Origin of the sequence: Chryseobacterium geocarposphaerae, from assembly GCF_002797535.1 — a bacterium.
GTDB lineage: Bacteria > Bacteroidota > Bacteroidia > Flavobacteriales > Weeksellaceae > Chryseobacterium > Chryseobacterium geocarposphaerae.
This window is the reverse complement of record NZ_PGFD01000001.1, coordinates 30,023-50,066: the sequence shown is the minus strand read 5'-3', so window position 1 is coordinate 50,066 and position 20,044 is coordinate 30,023. Positions and strand designations below refer to the sequence as shown.

19 protein-coding genes are annotated in these 20,044 nt (G+C 35.3%); 10 read left to right on the top strand and 9 right to left on the bottom strand.

What is annotated here, in order from left to right; translation table 11 throughout:
• Positions 1–47: 47 nt before the first annotated feature.
• The 3 genes from CLV73_RS00225 (at position 48) to dnaJ (ending at position 3,226) form a co-directional block, all read left to right on the top strand.
• Entirely contained in the window at positions 48–1,382 is a 1,335-nt protein-coding gene (locus CLV73_RS00225; protein WP_100374900.1) for an Nramp family divalent metal transporter, read from the top strand.
• 115 nt (positions 1,383–1,497) lie between these two features.
• Complete coding sequence (locus CLV73_RS00220; protein WP_100374899.1) at positions 1,498–2,034, top strand: nucleotide exchange factor GrpE; 537 nt, start codon at positions 1,498–1,500, stop codon at positions 2,032–2,034.
• A gap of 76 nt (positions 2,035–2,110) precedes the next feature.
• On the top strand, positions 2,111–3,226 hold the full coding sequence (gene dnaJ, locus CLV73_RS00215) for a molecular chaperone DnaJ (RefSeq protein WP_100374898.1): 1,116 nt from the start codon (positions 2,111–2,113) through the stop codon (positions 3,224–3,226).
• Positions 3,227–3,330: 104 nt separating this feature from the next.
• On the opposite strand, the gene CLV73_RS00210 is transcribed toward dnaJ, so the two are convergent.
• On the bottom strand, positions 3,331–4,230 hold the full coding sequence (locus CLV73_RS00210) for a DUF808 domain-containing protein (RefSeq protein WP_100374897.1): 900 nt from the start codon (positions 4,228–4,230) through the stop codon (positions 3,331–3,333).
• A gap of 250 nt (positions 4,231–4,480) precedes the next feature.
• Between CLV73_RS00210 and CLV73_RS00205 the strand changes: the two genes are divergently transcribed.
• Together CLV73_RS00205 and CLV73_RS00200 are read left to right on the top strand one after the other, a co-directional pair.
• Complete coding sequence (locus CLV73_RS00205; RefSeq protein WP_100374896.1) at positions 4,481–5,293, top strand: GLPGLI family protein; 813 nt, start codon at positions 4,481–4,483, stop codon at positions 5,291–5,293.
• Between the two features lie 82 nt (positions 5,294–5,375).
• Positions 5,376–6,248 carry an alpha/beta hydrolase gene (locus CLV73_RS00200; RefSeq protein ID WP_100374895.1) on the top strand — a complete coding sequence of 291 codons (873 nt, stop codon included), beginning with the start codon at positions 5,376–5,378 and terminating at the stop codon, positions 6,246–6,248.
• 217 nt (positions 6,249–6,465) lie between these two features.
• Here the strand turns inward: CLV73_RS00200 and CLV73_RS00195 are convergent, their stop codons facing one another.
• The 4 genes from CLV73_RS00195 to CLV73_RS00180 form a co-directional block, all read right to left on the bottom strand.
• Positions 6,466–7,173 (bottom strand): DedA family protein, encoded by a 708-nt coding sequence (locus CLV73_RS00195; protein WP_100374894.1) that lies wholly within the window; start codon positions 7,171–7,173, stop codon positions 6,466–6,468.
• Between the two features lie 86 nt (positions 7,174–7,259).
• Positions 7,260–8,372 carry a peptide chain release factor 2 gene (gene prfB / locus CLV73_RS00190; RefSeq protein ID WP_100374893.1) on the bottom strand — a complete coding sequence of 371 codons (1,113 nt, stop codon included), beginning with the start codon at positions 8,370–8,372 and terminating at the stop codon, positions 7,260–7,262.
• Positions 8,373–8,473: 101 nt separating this feature from the next.
• A complete protein-coding gene (locus tag CLV73_RS00185) occupies positions 8,474–9,580 on the bottom strand; it encodes an NAD(P)/FAD-dependent oxidoreductase (RefSeq protein WP_100374892.1) in 1,107 nt (368 codons plus the stop codon).
• 155 nt (positions 9,581–9,735) lie between these two features.
• Positions 9,736–11,097 (bottom strand): AAA family ATPase, encoded by a 1,362-nt coding sequence (locus CLV73_RS00180; RefSeq protein ID WP_100374891.1) that lies wholly within the window; start codon positions 11,095–11,097, stop codon positions 9,736–9,738.
• A 116-nt stretch (positions 11,098–11,213) separates the two neighbouring features.
• Between CLV73_RS00180 and CLV73_RS00175 the strand changes: the two genes are divergently transcribed.
• The 4 genes from CLV73_RS00175 (at position 11,214) to CLV73_RS00160 (ending at position 14,436) form a co-directional block, all read left to right on the top strand.
• Positions 11,214–12,116 (top strand): ABC transporter ATP-binding protein, encoded by a 903-nt coding sequence (locus CLV73_RS00175; protein WP_100374890.1) that lies wholly within the window; start codon positions 11,214–11,216, stop codon positions 12,114–12,116.
• 2 nt (positions 12,117–12,118) lie between these two features.
• The gene (locus tag CLV73_RS00170; RefSeq protein ID WP_100374889.1) at positions 12,119–12,964 is read left to right on the top strand and encodes an ABC transporter permease; all 846 of its coding nucleotides are present in this window, start codon (positions 12,119–12,121) and stop codon (positions 12,962–12,964) included.
• 117 nt (positions 12,965–13,081) lie between these two features.
• Positions 13,082–13,708: a hypothetical protein gene (locus CLV73_RS00165; protein ID WP_100374888.1), complete on the top strand. Its 627-nt coding sequence runs from the start codon at positions 13,082–13,084 to the stop codon at positions 13,706–13,708.
• 68 nt (positions 13,709–13,776) lie between these two features.
• Entirely contained in the window at positions 13,777–14,436 is a 660-nt protein-coding gene (locus CLV73_RS00160; RefSeq protein ID WP_100374887.1) for a murein L,D-transpeptidase catalytic domain-containing protein, read from the top strand.
• A gap of 49 nt (positions 14,437–14,485) precedes the next feature.
• Here CLV73_RS00160 and msrB read toward each other — a convergent pair whose 3' ends face one another.
• The 4 genes from msrB to CLV73_RS00140 form a co-directional block, all read right to left on the bottom strand.
• Positions 14,486–15,595 (bottom strand): peptide-methionine (R)-S-oxide reductase MsrB, encoded by a 1,110-nt coding sequence (msrB, locus tag CLV73_RS00155; protein ID WP_100376931.1) that lies wholly within the window; start codon positions 15,593–15,595, stop codon positions 14,486–14,488.
• A 10-nt stretch (positions 15,596–15,605) separates the two neighbouring features.
• Complete coding sequence (locus CLV73_RS00150) at positions 15,606–16,064, bottom strand: DUF417 family protein (protein WP_100374886.1); 459 nt, start codon at positions 16,062–16,064, stop codon at positions 15,606–15,608.
• Between the two features lie 76 nt (positions 16,065–16,140).
• On the bottom strand, positions 16,141–16,347 hold the full coding sequence (locus CLV73_RS00145; RefSeq protein WP_185116747.1) for a hypothetical protein: 207 nt from the start codon (positions 16,345–16,347) through the stop codon (positions 16,141–16,143).
• A gap of 12 nt (positions 16,348–16,359) precedes the next feature.
• On the bottom strand, positions 16,360–16,914 hold the full coding sequence (locus CLV73_RS00140; protein WP_100374885.1) for an RNA polymerase sigma factor: 555 nt from the start codon (positions 16,912–16,914) through the stop codon (positions 16,360–16,362).
• 381 nt (positions 16,915–17,295) lie between these two features.
• Here CLV73_RS00140 and alaS point away from each other — a divergent pair, with 381 nt between their 5' ends.
• A complete protein-coding gene (alaS, locus tag CLV73_RS00130; protein ID WP_100374883.1) occupies positions 17,296–19,899 on the top strand; it encodes an alanine--tRNA ligase in 2,604 nt (867 codons plus the stop codon).
• Positions 19,900–20,044: the final 145 nt, after the last annotated feature.

Sequence of the window (20,044 nt, the reverse complement as noted above, 5' to 3'; positions counted from 1 at the left end):
TCATTTTGATATATTTAATTAAATTTGTTAGTCATTTCTAACATTTTATGAATTTTAATTTAAAAAGCGCCTGGCGAAAAGATAAAACCTCACATTCTTTATCAGAAGTATATTCTTCTGTCAAAATCCCTAAAAATGCCAGTTTTTGGAGAAAGTATCTTGCCTTTGCAGGGCCTGGTTTAATGGTCGCTGTAGGATATATGGATCCGGGAAACTGGGCAACCGATATTGCAGGAGGAGCACAATTTGGCTATACCCTGCTTTCAGTTATTCTGATCTCAAATATTTTTGCAATGGTTCTACAGCATTTATCTGTAAAGCTGGGTGTAGTAGCCGAAAGAGATTTGGCCCAGGCTTGTCGAGACCATTTCAGCCCAACAACTAATTTTATTCTCTGGATTCTTTGTGAAATTGCTATTGCAGCCTGTGATCTTGCTGAAGTAATAGGTTCCGCCATTGCTTTAAACTTACTATTCGGAATTCCTTTAACATGGGGAATTGTGATTACTACGGTCGATGTTCTGCTGATTCTTTTGCTTCAGTCAAAGGGATTCAGATGGATCGAAAGTATTGTGGGAGGATTAATCTTTATTATTCTGGCTTGTTTTGTCTATGAATTAGTGATTTCACAACCCGCCATCAATGAAGTTTTAGGAGGTATGGTTCCGAAAGCGGAAATTATTCAAAACCCGGCAATGCTCTATATTGCCATCGGAATTTTAGGAGCTACTGTAATGCCCCACAATTTATATCTGCATAGCAGCATTGTTCAGACAAGGGACTATGACCGTACCAGGGAAGGAAAAAAAGAAGCAATAAAATTTGCAACGTTAGACAGTACCGTTTCTTTAATGCTTGCTTTTTTCATCAATGGAGCTATTCTGATCTTGGCAGCGGCAACATTCCATATCACAGGAAACAAACACGTTGCAGATATCCATGATGCCTATAAAATGCTAACTCCGATTTTAGGAGCTTCTATGGCAAGTATTGCCTTTGCCATTGCATTACTGGCTTCGGGGCAAAACTCAACACTTACAGGTACTCTTGCCGGGCAAATCGTAATGGAGGGTTTTTTAAATATCAGACTGAAGCCATGGTTGAGACGCTTAATAACAAGATTAATTGCCGTAATACCGGCTCTGATTGTTACCATATTGTATGGAGAAAAAGGAACCACAGAGTTACTGGTTTTAAGCCAGGTAATTTTATCCATGCAATTAAGCTTTGCTGTTGTTCCATTGGTGATGTTTACGAGTGATAAAGCCAAAATGGGAGAATTTGTGAACAAGCCTTTTATGAAAATAGGTGTCTGGATCATTTCCTTTATCATTATTATTTTAAATCTTTATCTTTTATATCAAACATTTTTTGGAGAATAGCTTGAATCGTTTATTATGAAATTTACCATTGTCACCCCATCTTTTTCTGACTAAATGTCACGCTTTTTCCTTTGGCAGAATCTTTGCGAATAAATAGGAAAATAAAGATTGAATTATGGAAAACCAGGATATTAACGAAGAAAGCATCAATAAACAAGAAGATACGAAGATTCAGCACGAAGCAACATCTGAAGACAATGTGACAGCTCAACCCACTGCAGAAGAACTTTTGGCAGTAGAAAAAGATCGTTACATCAGATTGTATGCTGAATTTGAAAACTATAAAAAAAGAACCAGCAAAGAAAAAATGGAATTCTTCCAGTATGCCAATCAGGATATGATGGTTTCTATGCTTGGTGTTTTAGACGACTTCGAAAGGGCGATTAAAGAGATTGCTAAAAACGGAAATCCTGCCGATCTACAAGGCGTTGAATTAATTTACAATAAATTCAAAAATAAACTGATTGAAAAAGGGCTAAAAACAATGGAAGTAAAAGCGGGAGACAGCTTTAACGTAGATTTACATGAAGCGATTACTCAGATCCCTGCTCCATCGGAAGATTTAAAAGGAAAAATCGTAGATGTAATCGAAACAGGATATACTTTAAATGATAAAGTAATCCGTTTTGCAAAAGTAGTAACAGGAAATTAAAATATAAAGCAATAAGTAATGGGTAATAAACAGTTTTGAATATTACCCATTTCTCATTCTAATTACTTATATAAAGATGTCAAAAAGAGATTATTACGAGGTTCTTGAGATCAGCAAATCTGCATCGGCCGACGAAATAAAGAAAGCATACCGTAAAATGGCTATCAAATTTCACCCAGATAAAAATCCGGGTGATAAGCAAGCTGAAGAAAAGTTTAAAGAAGCTGCAGAGGCTTATGAAGTTCTGAGCGACGAACAAAAACGTGCAAGATACGATCAGTTCGGCCACGCAGGAATGGGCGGAAACGGCGGCTTTGGCGGTGGCGGTTTCGGTGGCGGAATGAACATGGAAGATATTTTCAGTCAGTTTGGAGATATTTTCGGTGGCGGATTCGGTGGTTTTGGCGGCGGCGGCGGTCGTCAGCAAGTGAAAGGTTCTAATTTAAGAATCAGAATCAAGCTGAATCTTGAAGAAATGGTAAACGGAACACAAAAGACCATTAAAGTAAAAAAAATGAAGCTGGCAGAAGGTGCTACTTCAAAAACCTGTCCTACTTGTGGTGGTTCCGGAGTTCAGATGAAAGTGATGAATACCATGTTCGGACAAATGCAGACCCAGACTACTTGTGGAACTTGTCAGGGAATCGGTAAGGTTGCTGATAAAATCCCGGCAGGAGCCAATGCACAAGGTTTGGTAAAAGATGAAGAAGAAATTACAATCAATATTCCTGCAGGAGCAAGAGACGGGATTCAGTTAAATGTAAGAGGTAAAGGTAATGATGCTCCTTTCGGCGGTATTCCCGGAGATTTGTTGGTGATTGTAGAGGAAGAAGTCGATAAAGTAATCAAAAGAGAAGGTGATAATCTTCACCAGGAATTATATGTTTCTTTTGCAGAAGCAGCTTTAGGAACTAAAAAAGAGGTTCCAACCGTTGGTGGAAAGGTGAAAATTACCGTAGATCCGGGAACTCAGTCCGGAAAAATCTTAAGACTGGCAGGAAAAGGACTCCCAAGCATCGACAGCTATGGAAAAGGTGATATGTTCATCCACATTAATGTATGGACTCCACAAAAATTAACGAAAGAACAAAAAGAGTTTTTCGAAAATCAAATGAACAGCGGAGAAATGGTTGCAGAACCATCCGGAAAAGAAAAAACGTTCTTTGATAAAGTAAAAGATCTATTCAACTAATCATAATAAAAGAGGCTTAAATTAAGCCTCTTTTAGATGATTGAAAAAAACAGATGGGGGCTTCAATTCTTGAAGCCCCATCTGTTCTATTATTTATCAAATTTCTATTTTCTTTTAACCAAAGAAACGGCTCCTTTCCCCAGAGTAAAAAGTACAACCCCAATTAATCCTCCTGCAAGCCCGAAAATAACTTCCTTTAAAACCGTAAGAATTCCATTTGAAGACCAAGATTCAAGAAAGTGATGAAGAAATTCTATTCTATGGGCAAAAATACCTCCTGCTACCATAATCAATGCAATGGTACCGATCACTCCCAACGCTTTGATAACAAGCGGTAAAGCTTTTACCAATAAGTGACCTAATTTTCCGAAGAAACCTTTATCATTACTTTTTTTGATTAATTTGAATCCTGCATCATCCATTCTCACGATTAAAGCAACGATTCCGTACACACCTACCGTTGCAATAAATGCAACCAAACTCGTTACCAAAATCTGGGTAATAAAAGGATGACTTTCTTCTAATACCGTTCCCAAAGCAATAATCACAATCTCAATCGACAAAATAAAATCTGTAGTGATCGCCGATTTAACCTTTGTTTTTTCTATTTCTTCATCACTTTTATCATCTTCGACAATTTCCTCCACTACTTCATGGCCTTTTTTATCACGGTGAAAAAGAAATTCTATAATTTTTTCAACTCCTTCAAAAGCCAGATACAGTCCTCCTAAAATCAATATGTAATTAATCGCCGGAGCATATAGCCAGTTGAGTAAAAATACAATTGGCAGAATGATCAATTTATTAATGAATGATCCTTTTGTGATTGCCCACAATACAGGTAACTCCCTTGAAGAAAGAAATCCCGTAGCCTTTTCAGCATTTACAGCCAAATCGTCCCCCAAGATCCCTGCGGTTTTTTGGGTTGCTATTTTACTTGTGACCGCCACATCATCCATCAAAGCCGCGATATCATCCAAAATCGCAAAAAAACCAGATGCCATAAAATTTTAATATTTTTTTAATAATTGTTAAGGAACAAAAATAACTATTTAATTCGATTTATTTTATGATTATGAAAGGTTTTAAACAACTTTTACATTAATAAAAAAGAGCTGCTTCATCGAGACAAGAGTTTTAAAATGCAGGCCAATACACAAAAACTGAATATCGCCGGATCAGATATATTAAGATGACTGTGAGAAATAGTATTGAGAATTTGTATATTCGTTGCAACCATTCACCAAATCAATAATGAGATTCATTCAGTTACTATTAATTCTATCTTTTACTATCTTTTATTCTCAAAATAAGCAGTTTATTTACGAATATAAATTCATACCGGATTCTACGGAAAGAAACAGTTTTAAAACAGAACTTATGATTTTGAAAATTAATTCAAAAAAATCAGAATTCTATGGGCTTGAAAAGTTTAAATCTGACTCAACTTTACTTGCAGACAGTAAAAAAGGGGTTCTCAGCATGCCTCCAAACAAAGAAATGATCAATGACAGAGTGATCAAATTCCCCAATTCAAATACCATTAATTACATAAAGACCTTTGATGAAAAGTATTTTGTGGATCAGGAAGTGATACTCAACTGGAAATTACAGAATGATTTTAAAACGATTATGAATTACAAAGCCCAGAAAGCCACCACAGAGTTCGCTGGCAGAAAATGGGCGGCTTGGTTTACAACAAGTATTCCTTTTCAGGATGGTCCTTACAAATTTTTTGGACTTCCCGGACTAATTCTGGAAATTGAAGACAGTACGAAAAGTCATCGTTTTACAATCAAAGGTGTAAAAGGCTCCTCAGAAGAATTTATCTATCCTGATTTGAATAATTATAAGGAAATAAAAATTAAATATCCGCAATACGTCAAATTTTTTAGAGCTTACAGAGCGAATCCGGCGACATCTCTTATTGGCAAAATTCCAGATTTTACAGATTCTGAAGGAAATCATATAAGTGGGCAACAGAAAGTGAAAGAAATAGAAAAAATGAGACTGGAAAAGTTTAAAAAGGATAATAATATTCTTGAGATTGATTTACTAAAAAAATAATAACGAACAATCATCATTCAACAATGGTAAAAATCATCTCTCGAAATGTATATTTAGCCATTATTTTCTGTATTTTTATTTTATGAAAAAGCTGATTCTTCAATACCATTACTTTGTTTTAGGATTAATTGGCTTTGCTCTAAGTTCATGCAACACACGAAAATTCAAAGTCTGGGTGGGAACCAATAATGAACAGAAAATCTATAATTTAAAATACGGGGAACATCAGCGACAGAAAATGGATGTTTTCCTGCCTTCCGGTTATCCTGAAACTTCTCCTGTGGTATTGATCGTTCACGGCGGAGCCTGGACTTTAGGAAAGAAAGAACATATGATTCAGATTCAGAAAATGCTTTTTAAGAATAATATTCCGAGCATCAATATGAATTACAGGCTGGTTTCCAAATCAAAGAAAATCACTTACAGAGAGCAGCTGGAAGATATTGGTTTAGTAATTACAAAATTTAATTCTTTAGCTCAAAAAGCAGAACTTCAACCTAACAATTATATCCTTTTGGGTGAAAGCGCAGGAGGACATTTAGCTTTATTGTATGGCTATCAAAATCCCGATCAGATCAAAAAGATCATTTCTTTAAGCAGCCCTACAGATTTTTATTCACCGGAATACCTAAATTCTTTTTATTCAAAATATTCTTCTCCGACGATTCAAAAAATGGTGGGAACAAAATTTCATCGTGAAAATCTGTCCGAAGAGTTTAAAAAAGCAAGCCCGATTGCCAATATCTCAAACGTTCCTACTCTACTTTTTCAGGGAAATCAGGATTTTTTAGTAAACCAGAAACAAGGACTAGCTTTAGACTCTGCTTTAACCGCTCAAAATATTCCCCATAAATTTGTATTCATGAAAAATGCAGGTCATGCTCCCAGGTTTTTCAGTAAGACGAAAAGAGACAGCATTATTTATCCTAATATTCTGGAATGGATTAGAAAATGAGATTTGCGTTTGTCATTCTGACGAAGGAAGAATCTTTTTATCAATTCAGATTTTTTATCGTCTATAGCTTTTTAATGTAAATAAAGATTCTTCAATTCGCTCCGCTGCTTTCAGAATGACAATGTATTCCAGTTCAAATGTATCGTATAGAGAAGGCTCCTATAATCAAAAAAAATAGCCCGTAAAAAACGGGCTTCTATATATCTTTAATTAATTTCTATTTAACGTCTTCGTCAAAATCATGGCTTTCATATTTTGAAAAGTCTTCTTTCTTTCCAAATAAGAACTTAATAATAACCGGTACTGTTGTTATCAGAACAATGACAATAATGATCAGTTCCAGTTTCTTTTTAAGATCAATTCCAAACTGATCCATAAACAGCTTATCCAGATAATGTCCCGCAAAGATCAACAGGAAAGACCATAAAACGGCTCCAATAATATTATCTCTAAGGAATGCTTTTTTATCCATCTTCACAATTCCTGCAATGATAGGCGTAAAAGTTCTTACCACAGGTAAAAATCTCGCCATAATAATGGCTAACGCTCCATTTTTCTCGAAAAATTCATGTGCCTGATACAAATGTTTTTTCTTAAAAAGCATGGTATCTTGCTTCTTGTATAAAGCAGGTCCTGTTTTACGTCCGAAATAATATCCGATTTCGTTACCAATAATTGCTGCAAGGGCAACTGCCGATGCTAAAATAGTTGTATCTAAAAAATCACTTCCTGTAGAACCAAAGGTTTCCGAAATAATTTTTACGGCATAAATTCCCGATACAAAAAGCAGAGAGTCACCCGGAAGGAAAAATCCTATAAATAATCCGGTTTCTGCAAAAATAATGAACAAAATAAGCCAAAATCCCCCATTATTTATATAAAACTCCGGGTTTAATAAATCCTTCCAACTATTGAAATCTTCCATAACTATTGATGAATAACAAAAATAAGCTTAATAAAGTTCAAAAGGAAATATATTAGCATATTTTAACGAAAATTCAGATATGATTTTTACAGGTCCAGATCATCTTCCGAAACTGCCGTTCCATCAGCCATCAGAAATGCTTTCAGGAATGGTGTAAGATTTCCGTTCATCACAGAATCTACATCCGAAGTTTCGTAGCCGGAACGCACATCTTTTACCAGTTTATAAGGATGCATTACGTAGTTTCTGATCTGGCTTCCCCACTCGATCTTCATTTTGTTGGCTTCAATCTCGTTACGGGCTTTCATACGCTCTTCCAATTCCATTTCGTATAGTCTTGAACGGAGCAACTGCATTGCTTTTTCTTTATTCTGCAACTGTGAACGGGATTCTGAGTTTTCGATAATAATTCCTGTCGGTGCGTGACGAAGACGAACAGCAGTTTCCACCTTGTTAACGTTCTGTCCTCCTGCTCCGGAAGACCTCATCGTTTCAAATGAAATATCTGCAGGATTAATGTTAATTTCAATCGTATCATCTACCAAAGGATATACATATACGGAAACAAAGCTGGTATGACGTTTTGCATTAGAATCGAAAGGGGAAATTCTTACCAACCGGTGAACCCCGTTTTCTCCTCTCAGATAACCGAAAGCAAATTCTCCTTCAATTTCCAGCGTTACGGTTTTGACTCCGGCAACATCTCCTTCCTGGAAGTTCAGTTCACGGATTTTATATCCTTGTTTTTCCGCCCACATGGTATACATTCTCATCAGCATAGAAGCCCAGTCACAACTTTCTGTTCCACCCGCTCCTGCTGTGATCTGAAGTACTGCAGAAAGCTCATCTCCTTCATTGGAAAGCATATTTTTGAATTCCAGGTCCTCCACTTTCTCTACCAACTGAGGAAAAGCTTCATCCAGTTCTTTCTCAGAATCCGGGTCTTCTTTAGCAAAGTCCATTAAAACCTGTAGATCTTCGAACTGAGTATTGATCTCATCATAAGCTTCCACCCATTTTTTCTTGGAACGAAGCTGTTTTAAAAATGCCTCAGCCGTTTTCGGATTATCCCAAAATTCCGGTGCAGCAGTTTTCTCATCATCATTGGCAATTTCTATCTTCTTTTTATCGATCTGAAGATATTTATGTAAATCTTCAATCCTGGATTGAATTTCTTTTATCTGGTCGTTGTTAATCACGATTGTTTATTTTTTGCAAAAATAAGCATATTTGTTTTAAGGCAACAGATATTATAAATACTGATTTAATGAATTACAGAAGTTAGATCCTTCAATCTAAATCAAATCATTTCAGCAACGATCTCTCCAATTTTCGGAGCCAGTGCTACTCCCATTCCGGAAAGTCTCACCGCACAGAATTGTCTCTCAGAAGCCTGTTTTACGATAGGTGTTTTTTCCGAACCTATTGCCATAATTCCGGACCAGCGCATCGAAATTTCAACATCCTGATTAGGTATGATGACTTCTTTCAAAAAGCTCTCCAGATGGTTTTGCAGAAATTCTGTAGTTTCAAAAGCAGTGGTTTCTTCCGTTTTAAAATCCTGATTTCTTCCACCTCCTAATAAAATTCTGTTTCCGAGATTTCGAAAGTAATAAAATCCTTCATCATAATGGAAAGTTCCTTTTAACCGTAAATTTTCAATCGGTTCGGTTAGAATGATCTGTCCGCGAGCCGGGATAATTTCTTCGTCTTCTAAAAATTGGGAAGCAAAAACATTGGTACAATGAATCAGCTGATCAGCTATAATCAAAATATCTTCGGATAGCTGAACTTCAATTTCATTTGTCTGCTCAGCAATATTTTTCACTTCTTTTCCGAAGAGAAACTCCACTTTTAATTCATGACATTTTTCTATTAATTTCTGTAGTAATTTTCCTGAATGCAGACTTCCTTCACATGAGTTCTCAATTAAATATTCAGATTTTCCGAGCCCGAATTCTTTAATTTTATTTTGATTCAGAAAATATGTTTCTTCAATTCCTGTAATGGGTTTCAGCTTTTTATTAACCTCATCAATTCTCTGTAAAGGTTCATCGTGATTAAGAATCTCAAAACCTCCGCTCAATTCAAAATCGATTTCCGAGTTTTTAAAATAGGCCTGAATCTTCTTCAATCCATCAAACCTCATCTTTACAAGATCGAGTGTTTTTTCCCAACCCATTTTTTCAGAATCGGCAATCACTTCGGTCAGACTTCCAAAACAGGCAAAACCTGCATTTCTTGTTGAAGCCCCTAACGGAACGGAATTTCTTTCAATAATCAAAACAGATTTTTCAGGAAATTTTTCTTTGATCGAAATCGCAGTCCATAATCCTGTAAAACCAGCTCCGATAATGATGATATTCCGTTTTCTGTAAAAGGTTTCAAGTTCCCAAATGCTGATCATAAGTAATGAATAATTGGTAATGAGTAATATTTTTGTGAATAATGAATAGTGAATCGTCAATACGCTTCACCTGTGAATTTTTCCTTTTCTTATCTGTCTAATCATTCACAATTGACTTGCGAAGCACAACTCACAAGCGAAGCGCATTCACCAAATTATTCTTTATTATCTTCCTCTTCTTCTCCATTATGATGAAAACCGATTGCTCTTGTTGGAGCTTCCACCACTCTATAGGCATCCAGTTCCGCTTTTAAGCCTTCTACTCTGTATTGGAACTGATCATAATTATTAATAATCACATCACTCAAAAATCTGGCAACCTGATCCAGATATTCTTCGGTGAGCTTTCCAGCAGCATCTCTTAATGCACCATTCAAAAGGTTTTGATCTATTTTTAAATTTTCATTTTTGGTTCTCTGATACAGGTTTTTAATTCTTTTTTTCAGGCTTTGCGTGAAATCAATAAGCATTGTATTACTGAATGCCTTCATCTGAGAGGCAACCTTGTGCCAGAAAGGAACTTTATCGGCTTTATTGTTTTTGAGAATCTTATACAGCAAAGAATCATTTTCCAATCCTTTGGTCATGGCAAACAAAATGATTTCAGAACGCTCTGAAGCATTGGGCGGGAATACAGGAACCAAAACATCGAATCTTCCGGGAGCTAAAATTTCTTCATCAATTTCAGATACGGAATTTGCAGAACCCACCATTAATAAGTCTTCCTCCTCAAATTTACTGATATAGTGGAGAATAATTTCCTGTGTTTCAAGATTGCATGAAGCAACGTTGGTTTCGGGACTCCTTTCCATCATCACTTCTTCAAAATCTTCCAGGAACAGCAATACTTTATCTTCTTTCATCATGGTTAAAAGAAAATCATTAAAGTTGGTTTTGTTTCCGTCTACAAAGGATGTTCCCAGATAATGTTTTTTCACTTCTTTGAACTTATAGCCTATTATTTCCGCTATTTTATTAGCCCAAAAGATCTTTCCGCTTCCGGGAGGACCATATAAAATAATTCCTGCCGGTTTATTGATTCCCCAATCCTTAATCTGCTGAGGATTTAAAAAAGGCTCTAAAACACCTGAAATATAGAAAAACAAATCTCTATATCCGATAAAATCTCTGTGTCTGAGACTCGTTTTGTGGCCGAAATAATTGTAGACAAATTCGTAATTACCTCCCAGTTTATTATCAATTCCATAGCTTGAAATGGAAGATTTAAAAAATCCGTTATCAAAGATATTCGGATGGATTTCCTTTATTGCTTTTTCTACTTTCTCCTTAGGCTGCTTAATGGTCTTTGCAATTTGCTCTAAGGTTTTATTTTTATCTAAATCTTTTTCGTAAAGTTTTAAAAACTCAATATTTTCTCTGGCAAATTTTTCAAAGTCTTGTTTGACTTCAAAATTGGTACTGATGCAAACGCCTAATTCAAGATCAAAATCCTGGATAAACTGTTTTATCGCTTCTGCCGAAACGTTCAATTCTTTTGCTAATTCAATTAACTTCATAGTGACCGATTAATGCTATCAAATTTAATGTATTTAGCATTAAATGTAAATTGATTTATGATAATTCTGTAACATTTCTCAATTTATATAGACTACTACTATGTAAAACAAATTACATGGAAAAAATTTTATCAGTAAAAAATCTGACGAAAAAATTCAAAAGAGTTGTGGTAAACAATATTTCTTTTGACGTCGAAAGAGGAAATGTCTACGGACTTCTGGGTCCCAACGGAAGCGGAAAATCTACTACTTTCGGGATGCTGCTTTCCACCATTAATCCTACAAGCGGAGACTGGTATTGGTTTGGTAAAAAAGGAACTGATCCGGATACCCTGAAGAAAATCGGAGCCATTATTGAACAGCCGAATTTTTACCCTTATCTGAGCGCTGAAACCAATCTTAAAATCGTTGCAGAGATCAAACATACTCCTTACGCCAGAATTGAAGAGGTTTTAAAAACCGTAGGTTTATATGAAAGGCGAAAAGACACTTTCAGAACTTATTCTTTAGGAATGAAACAGCGTCTTGCGATTGCTTCTGCCATGCTGAATAATCCCGAAGTTCTCATTTTAGATGAACCTACCAACGGACTTGATCCGGAAGGAATTATCCAGATCAGAGAAATTATCAGCAATATTGCAAAGCAAGGTATCACCATTATCATTGCAAGTCACCTTTTGGATGAGATCGAAAAAATATGCAGCCATGTTATCGTACTAAAGGAAGGGACTTCTCTTTATTGTGGAAGAGTGGATGAAATGACCTCCAACAATGGTTATTTTGAGTTAAAAGCTGATAATAACACGCAACTTTTAAGCGCTTTGAATGAGCTTCAGTGGTTTACTACAATCAGTCAGGAGGAGGATATGATAAAAGCTTACATTCGTGATGACGCCTCAATTTCTGCTTCAACCTTGAATCAGAAGCTTGCAGAAAAAGGAATTTTCCTATCACATCTGAACAAGAAGAAGCTCTCTTTAGAATCACAATTCCTTGAACTTGTAAAAAACACAAATTAATCATGACAAAACTATTAAAACTTGAATACTACAAAAACCTTAATTACAAACCATTCAAGGTTTTTACGATCTTATATTTTGCCATTCTTATTGCTTTACTTTTTATTGGGTTGGTTGATTTTGATCTTTTTGGAGCAACAATTAACCTGAAAGAAGAAGGAATTTACAACTTCCCGGAAATCTGGAATTTTACCACATGGATTGTAGGGCTGCTGAAAATCTTTTTAGGATTAATCATTGTTTTTTCGATTTCACAGGAATTCAGCGACAGAATGTTTAAGCAAAATACAATTGACGGATTAAGCAGAAAGGAGTTTATTGGTTCAAAACTATTAACGATCAGTATTTTTACGATTATATCAACAATAATTGTATTCGCAATCACTATGTTGTTAGGATATCAGTATTCTAATACAACAGAGTCTGCAAAGGTTTTTGAAGAAATTTTCTTTATCGGAAACTACTTTATAAAGCTGTTTACCTTTTTCTGTTTTCTGATGTTTCTTTCCGTATTGTTAAGAAAATCTGTTTTCGTTTTTCTTGCATTTTTTGTTTTATGGATTATCGAAAGTATTCTGTCAACCGTAGAGGTTTTCATGAAAGTAAAAGGATTGCAGGGACCTCAAAGAAATGAAGTTTTACAAAATGACTTCTTTCTGTCTCGTCTTTTCCCGCTGGAAAGTATGTCTAATTTAATTCCCAATCCAATGGTGAGGCTGAATATGGCAAAAGCAATGGGCTTAAAATATGAATTTCATTATCCAACAGAAAGTCTCATTGTCTGCCTGGTGTGGTGTGCCATTTTCATTTTCGGATCCTACTGGATTTTAAGAAAAAGAGATTGGTAAATATTTGATTGAAAGATCTAAGAATTTAAAAATTAAAAGATTATAGTGATCCGAAATGGATCACTTTTTTATTTTTTGGCTTAAAATTTTCATTCGGTTTTTACAAAAATAATTGCTGTGAAGAAAATATACTACTTTCCGGGATTGATCAGTGCTTTACTGATACCTATTTTGTTTTGGTATTATGGGAACCAGAGAGTTCATCCGCAATATACTGTAATAGATTTGGGACTTCCTGCAAAACATAAATACAGAGATAAATTTGATAATACATTTGAACAATTTCGCAACTGGAATTATCAGAAAATTATTGTAAAACCCAACACAGCTTTGCAAAATCAACAATACTATGTTTCAGAATTGAAAAAACTTCAGGCAAGGAATGAAAAAGAAACAGGAATTGAATTTGTGATTGATGATCAAAACAATTATCAGGATTTTATTGCTTTAATTGATGCCATGAAACTGGCAAAGCAAGAAAGTTATGGTGTTGATATTGAGAAAACCGATCATTTTTTTGCAGTTCATGAATATAAAGATCCAAATAATATTGAAAGAGGTCATGATATAATTGGAGGTTGTATAATTTATATTGAAGACATTAAAAAAACTCATATAAACTTTAGAGATTTTGAAAAGCTTGTCTCCAATCTTCCAAAACAATCATCTTACATTATCTTTGGTTTTCTGTTATTTTTAAATATCTCTATGCTAAGCATCAAGGAAAGATTTCAGTTGCAATGATTTTATTATCGCTCGGTTTCATTTTCAGAAAAAAACATTTTACTTAAACTTTACATATAAAACACCAAATGATTCAGCTTTCGCCTTCTAAAATCATAAAAACCTTCTTTCTAACATTAACTTTTCTATGCTTATCCTGTTCTGATGGAAAGAACACATTCAGAGTTTTCACCTCATCAAAAGAAGAAAAACCAACTGTAAACATTGAGAAAACCCGTAAAAAAGCTGAAGAAGCTTTATCATTTTGTAAACAGAAAAAATTCAATACTGATTTTTGCATTTTGATTGATATGAGTTTACATTCAGGCGTAAATCGCTTTTTCATTTACGATTTTAAGGAAAAGAAAATCACAAAAAAATATCTTGTAGGTCATGGCTGCGGAAACTACATCTGGAGTTGGGCACAATCAAAAGACAATCCGGGTTTCAGTAATGAAGACGGAAGTCATCTTTCGTCTCTTGGAAAATATAAAATTGGCGAAAGAGGTGTAAGTGAATGGGGAATTAAAGTAAAGTATTTGATGCATGGCTTAGAAGAAACCAATAATAATGCATTGAAAAGAGCTATCGTTTTTCACTCCTGGGAAAAAATGGACGACCATGAAATTTATCCGCAAGGTTCACCAGAAGGTTGGGGCTGTCCGACAGTTTCAAACAATGCCTTAAGAGAAATTGATCCTATCTTAAAAGCAACATCTAAACCGGTTCTGATGTGGATTTACAATTAAAAAAGACTGCCTTTCGACAGTCTTAAAAACACCTTACTTAATTATATATTTACTTCTTATCTTTTTCAAGTAAAGAAATATAGTCTCCATATCCTTTGTCTTTCATTTCCGCTTTAGGGATAAACTTTAAAGAAGCGGAATTGATACAGTAACGGAGTCCGCCTTTGTCTTCTGGTCCGTCATTGAAAACGTGCCCCAAATGTGCATCTCCCGTTTTGCTTCTTACTTCCACTCTTGTCATTCCGTAAGAACGGTCTAATTTCTCATCAATCAGCTGCTTGGAAATTGGTTTTGAAAAACTTGGCCATCCACAACCTGATTCAAATTTATCGGTTGAAATAAATAAAGGCTCTCCTGTTGTAATATCCACATAAATTCCTTCGCGGGTTTCATCCCAGTATTCATTTTGGAATGCTCTTTCCGTAGCGTTTTCCTGAGTTACGTTATACTGTTCAGCCGTTAATTCTTTTTTTAATACTGCTTTATCTTTTTTTTGATACTTCATTTCTTTTGTTTGTTTTTTAGGAAGCGGGTTTGCATTTCTCGCCATTTCAAATAATCCAGGTTCAATATGGCAATATCCTCCCGGGTTTTTGTCTAAATAATCCTGATGATAATCTTCTGCCTTGTAGAAATTTTTCAAAGGAATCGTTTCTACCACAACAGGTTTGTTATAATTTTTAGCTAATTTTTGAACCTCAGCTTTTACAATAGCTTCCGTTTCTTCATCTGTTGAATAAATCCCTGTTCTATACTGATCTCCTCTGTCATTTCCCTGCTTATTTAAACTCGTAGGATCAATGGTTTTAAAATACAAATCAATTAATAGTTTTAAATCTACCTGTTCAGGATCATATTTTACTTTTACAGTTTCCGCAAAGCCCGTGGTATGACTTACCACTTCTTCATACGTAGGATTTTCTTTATTTCCATTGGCATATCCAACCTCTGTTCCTACCACTCCGCGAATTTGTTGAAAAAAGTGCTCAGTTCCCCAAAAACATCCTCCTGCAAAATAGATTTCTTTTACGTTTTTATTATCCATAACGGTCTCATTTTTTTCTTTAATTTCTGTGGATTTCGGTTTAGAATCTCCACAGCTTGCAGCAAAAACTGCTATACCCAGAATTACTCCAAGCAATATTAATATGTTTTTCATTTTTATCTTTTTATTTGTGATCATTTTTTTCATTTAAAATCATTAAACCAAATCCTAAAAGCATCAGATCCTTTAAAATAAAGAAGTCTGTAACTGGAACCCCGTCTACCATTCTCCAGATTCCCGGAGTCGTAAATAAATAACTTATTGTCATAAGAAAAGTTACAATCATTCCGATAGCCGCATACTTTCTGAGAGATGCAAATTTCACACTAAATAGTAATAGTAAAGCAATGATAATTTCTATCGCTCCGATAGCATCTGACACTGTCTGGACACTTACAATATCATATACGAAAAAAGTGAGGAAATGGTTTTCTACCAAGTGTTTTATTCCTTCTGCTTCTGTCGGAGTAAATTTGAATATTCCGATCCAAAGTAAGACCAAGGCAGCTCCGAAAAGCGAGATATAATATCCGATTCTGCCCGTTCGGCTTTCTTTATTGATTTTTAGTACAGTTCCGTTCATTTTAATGATTTTGAATTAATACTTTGCTTATTTTCAAAAGTATAGTCGGAACATTTTCAAAATCCTGACAACGATTTTATTTGTCCTGGGAAAGTTTTCTTTTTAAAATATCATCTAAAATTTCCAGTTTTTGTTTGTAAGCTCTGCACCATTTACAAATTTTAAGATGCAGGGAGAGCTTCCAGTTCTCTGAGGAAGAAATGTTTTCAGCATTGCGTTTTTCCATGAGCAAAGTAACTTCACTGCATGGTAAAAAGATCATATGTATTAGTTTTTTTAACATCTTTTTTAATCCTTATGATTTTGCAAACCAGTTAAACTCCAGACACTCTCGCAACTGCATTCGGCTTCGTTGTAAAATCTTCCAAAGATTAGTCGTGGAAATATTCAATTCCTGACTCACTTCAGGTGCTTTTTTTTCTTCAAGATAATACATTTTCATCGGAATCTTCCATCTGGAGGGTAAATCTTCAATACAATCTTCCAATGTTTTATTAAAATCTTTATCATCGAGAAGCTCGGCCTCTTTGTTGGAAGCATCCCAATCATTAAGGACATCATCATTTTTCCACGAACCGGTTTCATCAAAAAAATGGTCTAGTTTTATTGATGGTTCGGATTTATATTTTTTTCGATAAAAGTCCGCAACTTTTCTGTTTAAAATAGTCATCAGCCAAGTTAATGGCTGACTTTTTCCCTCAAAAGAATCATATGACGAAAAAGCCGAAATAAAAACTTCCTGAACCACATCTTCCGCTTCAACTTTATCTGAAAGCAGATATACTGCCCTTCTCAACAATGGTCCTGAATATTCTTCTATCCAGGTTTTGATTGTTTCGTTTTTTGTCATACTCAACTTTTATCTTTTCAGATAATCACGAAGATAATAAGTTAAAAGGAAAAGAACAAGAAAATATACGGTCTCAAAATTTTCCTCCCTTGGAGGGGTGGCGAAAATTCGGAAGAATTTTTGACGGGGCGGTTTACAACATTATCATATCTACTATGATTTTAACAATTGTTTCAGTTTGTTTTTGATTTTCGGCGGCGGCTAAGCCGCCGCCGAAAATCAAAAACAATAAGTTTAAAAGAAAAAATAGCTTCCAATAATGTTTTAAATTCTTAATACGAATCTTCCTAAAAGTATTAATAAATTGAAACTAAATCAGCTAAAAATAGTAAATTTGCATCTTATCAAAAAATTGTAAAAAGCAAAGCAATATATATCATTATGACATCACAAGAGATTCGTCAAAAATTTTTAGATTATTTTCAAAGTAAGGGTCACCTTATCGTTCCTTCGGCTCCTATCGTGCTGAAAGACGACCCTACCCTTATGTTTTCCAACTCAGGAATGACGCAGTTCAAAGATTATTTTTTAGGATACAAAGAGCCTAAAGCCTCAAGAATTGCCGATACTCAAAAATGTTTAAGAGTTTCAGGAAAGCATAATGATCTGGATGATGTGGGTAGAGATACCTATCACCACACCATGTTTGAGATGTTGGGGAACTGGTCTTTCGGTGATTATTTCAAAAAAGATGCTATTGCTTTTGCCTGGGAATTGTTGACGGAAGTGTATGGAATTCCGAAAGAAAACCTTTATGTAACTATTTTTGAAGGTGATACCTCTGAAAATCTTGACAGAGATCAGGATGCTTATGATTTCTGGAAATCTCATATTTCTGAGGATAGAATTATCAATGGAAACAAAAAAGATAATTTCTGGGAAATGGGCGCAAGCGGACCTTGCGGACCTTGTTCTGAAATTCATGTTGATTTAAGAAGTGATGAAGAAAAAGCGAAAGTTTCAGGACTTGAACTGGTGAATAAGGACCATCCTCAGGTTGTGGAAATCTGGAATCTGGTTTTCATGCAATACAACCGTAAAGCAGACGGAAGCTTGGAAAACCTTCCTGCCAAACATATTGATACCGGAATGGGCTTCGAACGTCTTTGTATGGCACTTCAGGGGAAATCTTCAAACTACGACACCGATGTTTTCACACCTCTGATTGCTAAAGTTGAGGAACTTTCAGGTAAAAAATATACCGGAGTTTTAGAAGACGAAAAAGATATTGCGATCCGTGTTGTGGTAGACCACATCAGAGCGGTTTCTTTTGCGATTGCAGACGGACAATTACCATCAAACGGAGGAGCTGGTTATGTGATCAGAAGAATTTTAAGAAGAGGAACTTCTTATTCTTACAGATTCCTGGATATGAAAGAGCCTTTCCTTTATAAATTGGTTGCTGTGCTTCAGGAACAAATGGGTAAATTCTTCCCTGAATTGGAAAAACAAGGCGTTTTAGTGACTGAAGTGATCAAAAGTGAAGAGGAATCTTTCTTAAGAACGATTGAAACAGGATTAATCAGAGTTGAAAAATTAATCCAGCAGACGATTGCCAACAATGCTAAAGTGTTGCCTACGGAAGAAGTTTTCGAATTATATGACACTTACGGTTTCCCGGATGACTTAACAAGAATTATCGCCGAGGAAAAAGGATTAACGATTGATGAAAAAGGATTTGAAGTTGCTTTAAATGAACAAAAACAGCGTTCAAAAGCTGATTCTGCTCAGAAAGTGTATGACTGGGTAGTTTTAGAAGAGCAGGAACCAAAGTTCGTAGGTTACGACCAGATTGAAGCGAAAACTCATATTACAAAATACAGAAAAGTAGAAAATAAAGACGGAGAATTTTATCAGGTTGTGTTAAGCAACACTCCTTTCTACCCTGAAGGTGGTGGACAAGTTGGAGATAAGGGGGTTCTTGAAAATGCTGCTGAAAGTTTCGAAGTTTTGGAAACGAAAAAAGAAAACGGATTGATTATTTCTTTAATCAACGGACTTCCTAAAGATGCAAGCACAGTTTTCTACGCTAAAGTAAATGCGACCGACAGAAAGAATTCCCAGGCCAACCACTCTGTGACTCACTTGTTACACGAAGCGTTAAGAGATGTTTTGGGAACTCACGTTGAACAAAAAGGTTCTTACGTTGGTCCTGATTATTTACGTTTCGACTTCTCTCATTTCAACAAAATGACAGAAGAAGAATTGGCTTTGGTTGAGGAAAAAGTAAATGCAAAGATCAAAGAAAGTATTGCATTGCAGGAGTTCAGAAATATTCCGATCCAGGAAGCACTGGATAAAGGTGCAATGGCTTTGTTCGGTGAAAAATACGGTGACAACGTGAGAATGATCCAGTTTGGAAGTTCAAAAGAACTTTGCGGTGGAACTCACGTGAAAAATACAAGTGAAATCGGTCATTTCAAAATTGTTTCTGAAAGTTCTGCGGCTGCAGGAATCAGAAGGATTGAGGCGATTTCGGGGGATAAATCAGAAGAATATTTTAAAAATTTAGAAAAGCAGGTCACTGAACTTTCTCAGTTGTTAAAATCTAAAGATGTTGTTCGTTCTATCGAAAAATTAATCGAAGAAAATGCAACTTTGAAAGCTGAAGTTGAAGCCTTTAAAAAAGAAAAAGCTAAAGGCGAAATCGGTGACTGGAAAAATGCTTATGAGCAAAAAGGAGACAAACAACTTTTGGTAAAGAAAACATCTCTTGACGCAGGTTCTGTGAAAGATATTGTGTTCCAGTTAAAGAGAGAGATCCCTGCTTCTGTAACGATTATCCTTTCTGATGCAGACGGAAAACCAATGATCACTGTTGGAGTTTCTGATGATTTGGCTACCAATTATCAGGCTGGAGCGATTGTAAAAGATTTAGCTAAAGAAATCCAAGGTGGTGGCGGTGGAAACCCAGGTTTTGCAACCGCAGGAGGAAAAAATCTTGATGGTTTGGAAAATGCTTATCAGAAGGCATTGAGCATTTAATATCTTGTTAAAAAGATTTAAGAAAATATAAAATAAAATTTTATTTCTCATTATCTAGGGAATTAAAAAATAAATAAAACCACTGTATCCTATTCGAATACAGTGGTTTTTATTTTTAACAAAAGATTATATTTTTTTGCATTCT

Excerpts from the sequence above, each read along its gene's own strand:
- CLV73_RS00225 (WP_100374900.1), top strand. The coding sequence starts at position 48 with ATGAATTTTAATTTAAAAAGCGCCTGGCGAAAAGATAAAACCTCACAT.
- CLV73_RS00220 (WP_100374899.1), top strand. The coding sequence starts at position 1,498 with ATGGAAAACCAGGATATTAACGAAGAAAGCATCAATAAACAAGAAGAT.
- dnaJ (WP_100374898.1), top strand. The coding sequence starts at position 2,111 with ATGTCAAAAAGAGATTATTACGAGGTTCTTGAGATCAGCAAATCTGCA.
- CLV73_RS00210 (WP_100374897.1), bottom strand. The coding sequence starts at position 4,230 with ATGGCATCTGGTTTTTTTGCGATTTTGGATGATATCGCGGCTTTGATG.
- CLV73_RS00205 (WP_100374896.1), top strand. The coding sequence starts at position 4,481 with ATGAGATTCATTCAGTTACTATTAATTCTATCTTTTACTATCTTTTAT.
- CLV73_RS00200 (WP_100374895.1), top strand. The coding sequence starts at position 5,376 with ATGAAAAAGCTGATTCTTCAATACCATTACTTTGTTTTAGGATTAATT.
- CLV73_RS00195 (WP_100374894.1), bottom strand. The coding sequence starts at position 7,173 with ATGGAAGATTTCAATAGTTGGAAGGATTTATTAAACCCGGAGTTTTAT.
- CLV73_RS00185 (WP_100374892.1), bottom strand. The coding sequence starts at position 9,580 with ATGATCAGCATTTGGGAACTTGAAACCTTTTACAGAAAACGGAATATC.
- CLV73_RS00180 (WP_100374891.1), bottom strand. The coding sequence starts at position 11,097 with ATGAAGTTAATTGAATTAGCAAAAGAATTGAACGTTTCGGCAGAAGCG.
- CLV73_RS00175 (WP_100374890.1), top strand. The coding sequence starts at position 11,214 with ATGGAAAAAATTTTATCAGTAAAAAATCTGACGAAAAAATTCAAAAGA.
- CLV73_RS00170 (WP_100374889.1), top strand. The coding sequence starts at position 12,119 with ATGACAAAACTATTAAAACTTGAATACTACAAAAACCTTAATTACAAA.
- CLV73_RS00160 (WP_100374887.1), top strand. The coding sequence starts at position 13,777 with ATGATTCAGCTTTCGCCTTCTAAAATCATAAAAACCTTCTTTCTAACA.
- msrB (WP_100376931.1), bottom strand. The coding sequence starts at position 15,595 with ATGAAAAACATATTAATATTGCTTGGAGTAATTCTGGGTATAGCAGTT.
- CLV73_RS00150 (WP_100374886.1), bottom strand. The coding sequence starts at position 16,064 with ATGAACGGAACTGTACTAAAAATCAATAAAGAAAGCCGAACGGGCAGA.
- CLV73_RS00145 (WP_185116747.1), bottom strand. The coding sequence starts at position 16,347 with ATGTTAAAAAAACTAATACATATGATCTTTTTACCATGCAGTGAAGTT.
- CLV73_RS00140 (WP_100374885.1), bottom strand. The coding sequence starts at position 16,914 with ATGACAAAAAACGAAACAATCAAAACCTGGATAGAAGAATATTCAGGA.
- alaS (WP_100374883.1), top strand. The coding sequence starts at position 17,296 with ATGACATCACAAGAGATTCGTCAAAAATTTTTAGATTATTTTCAAAGT.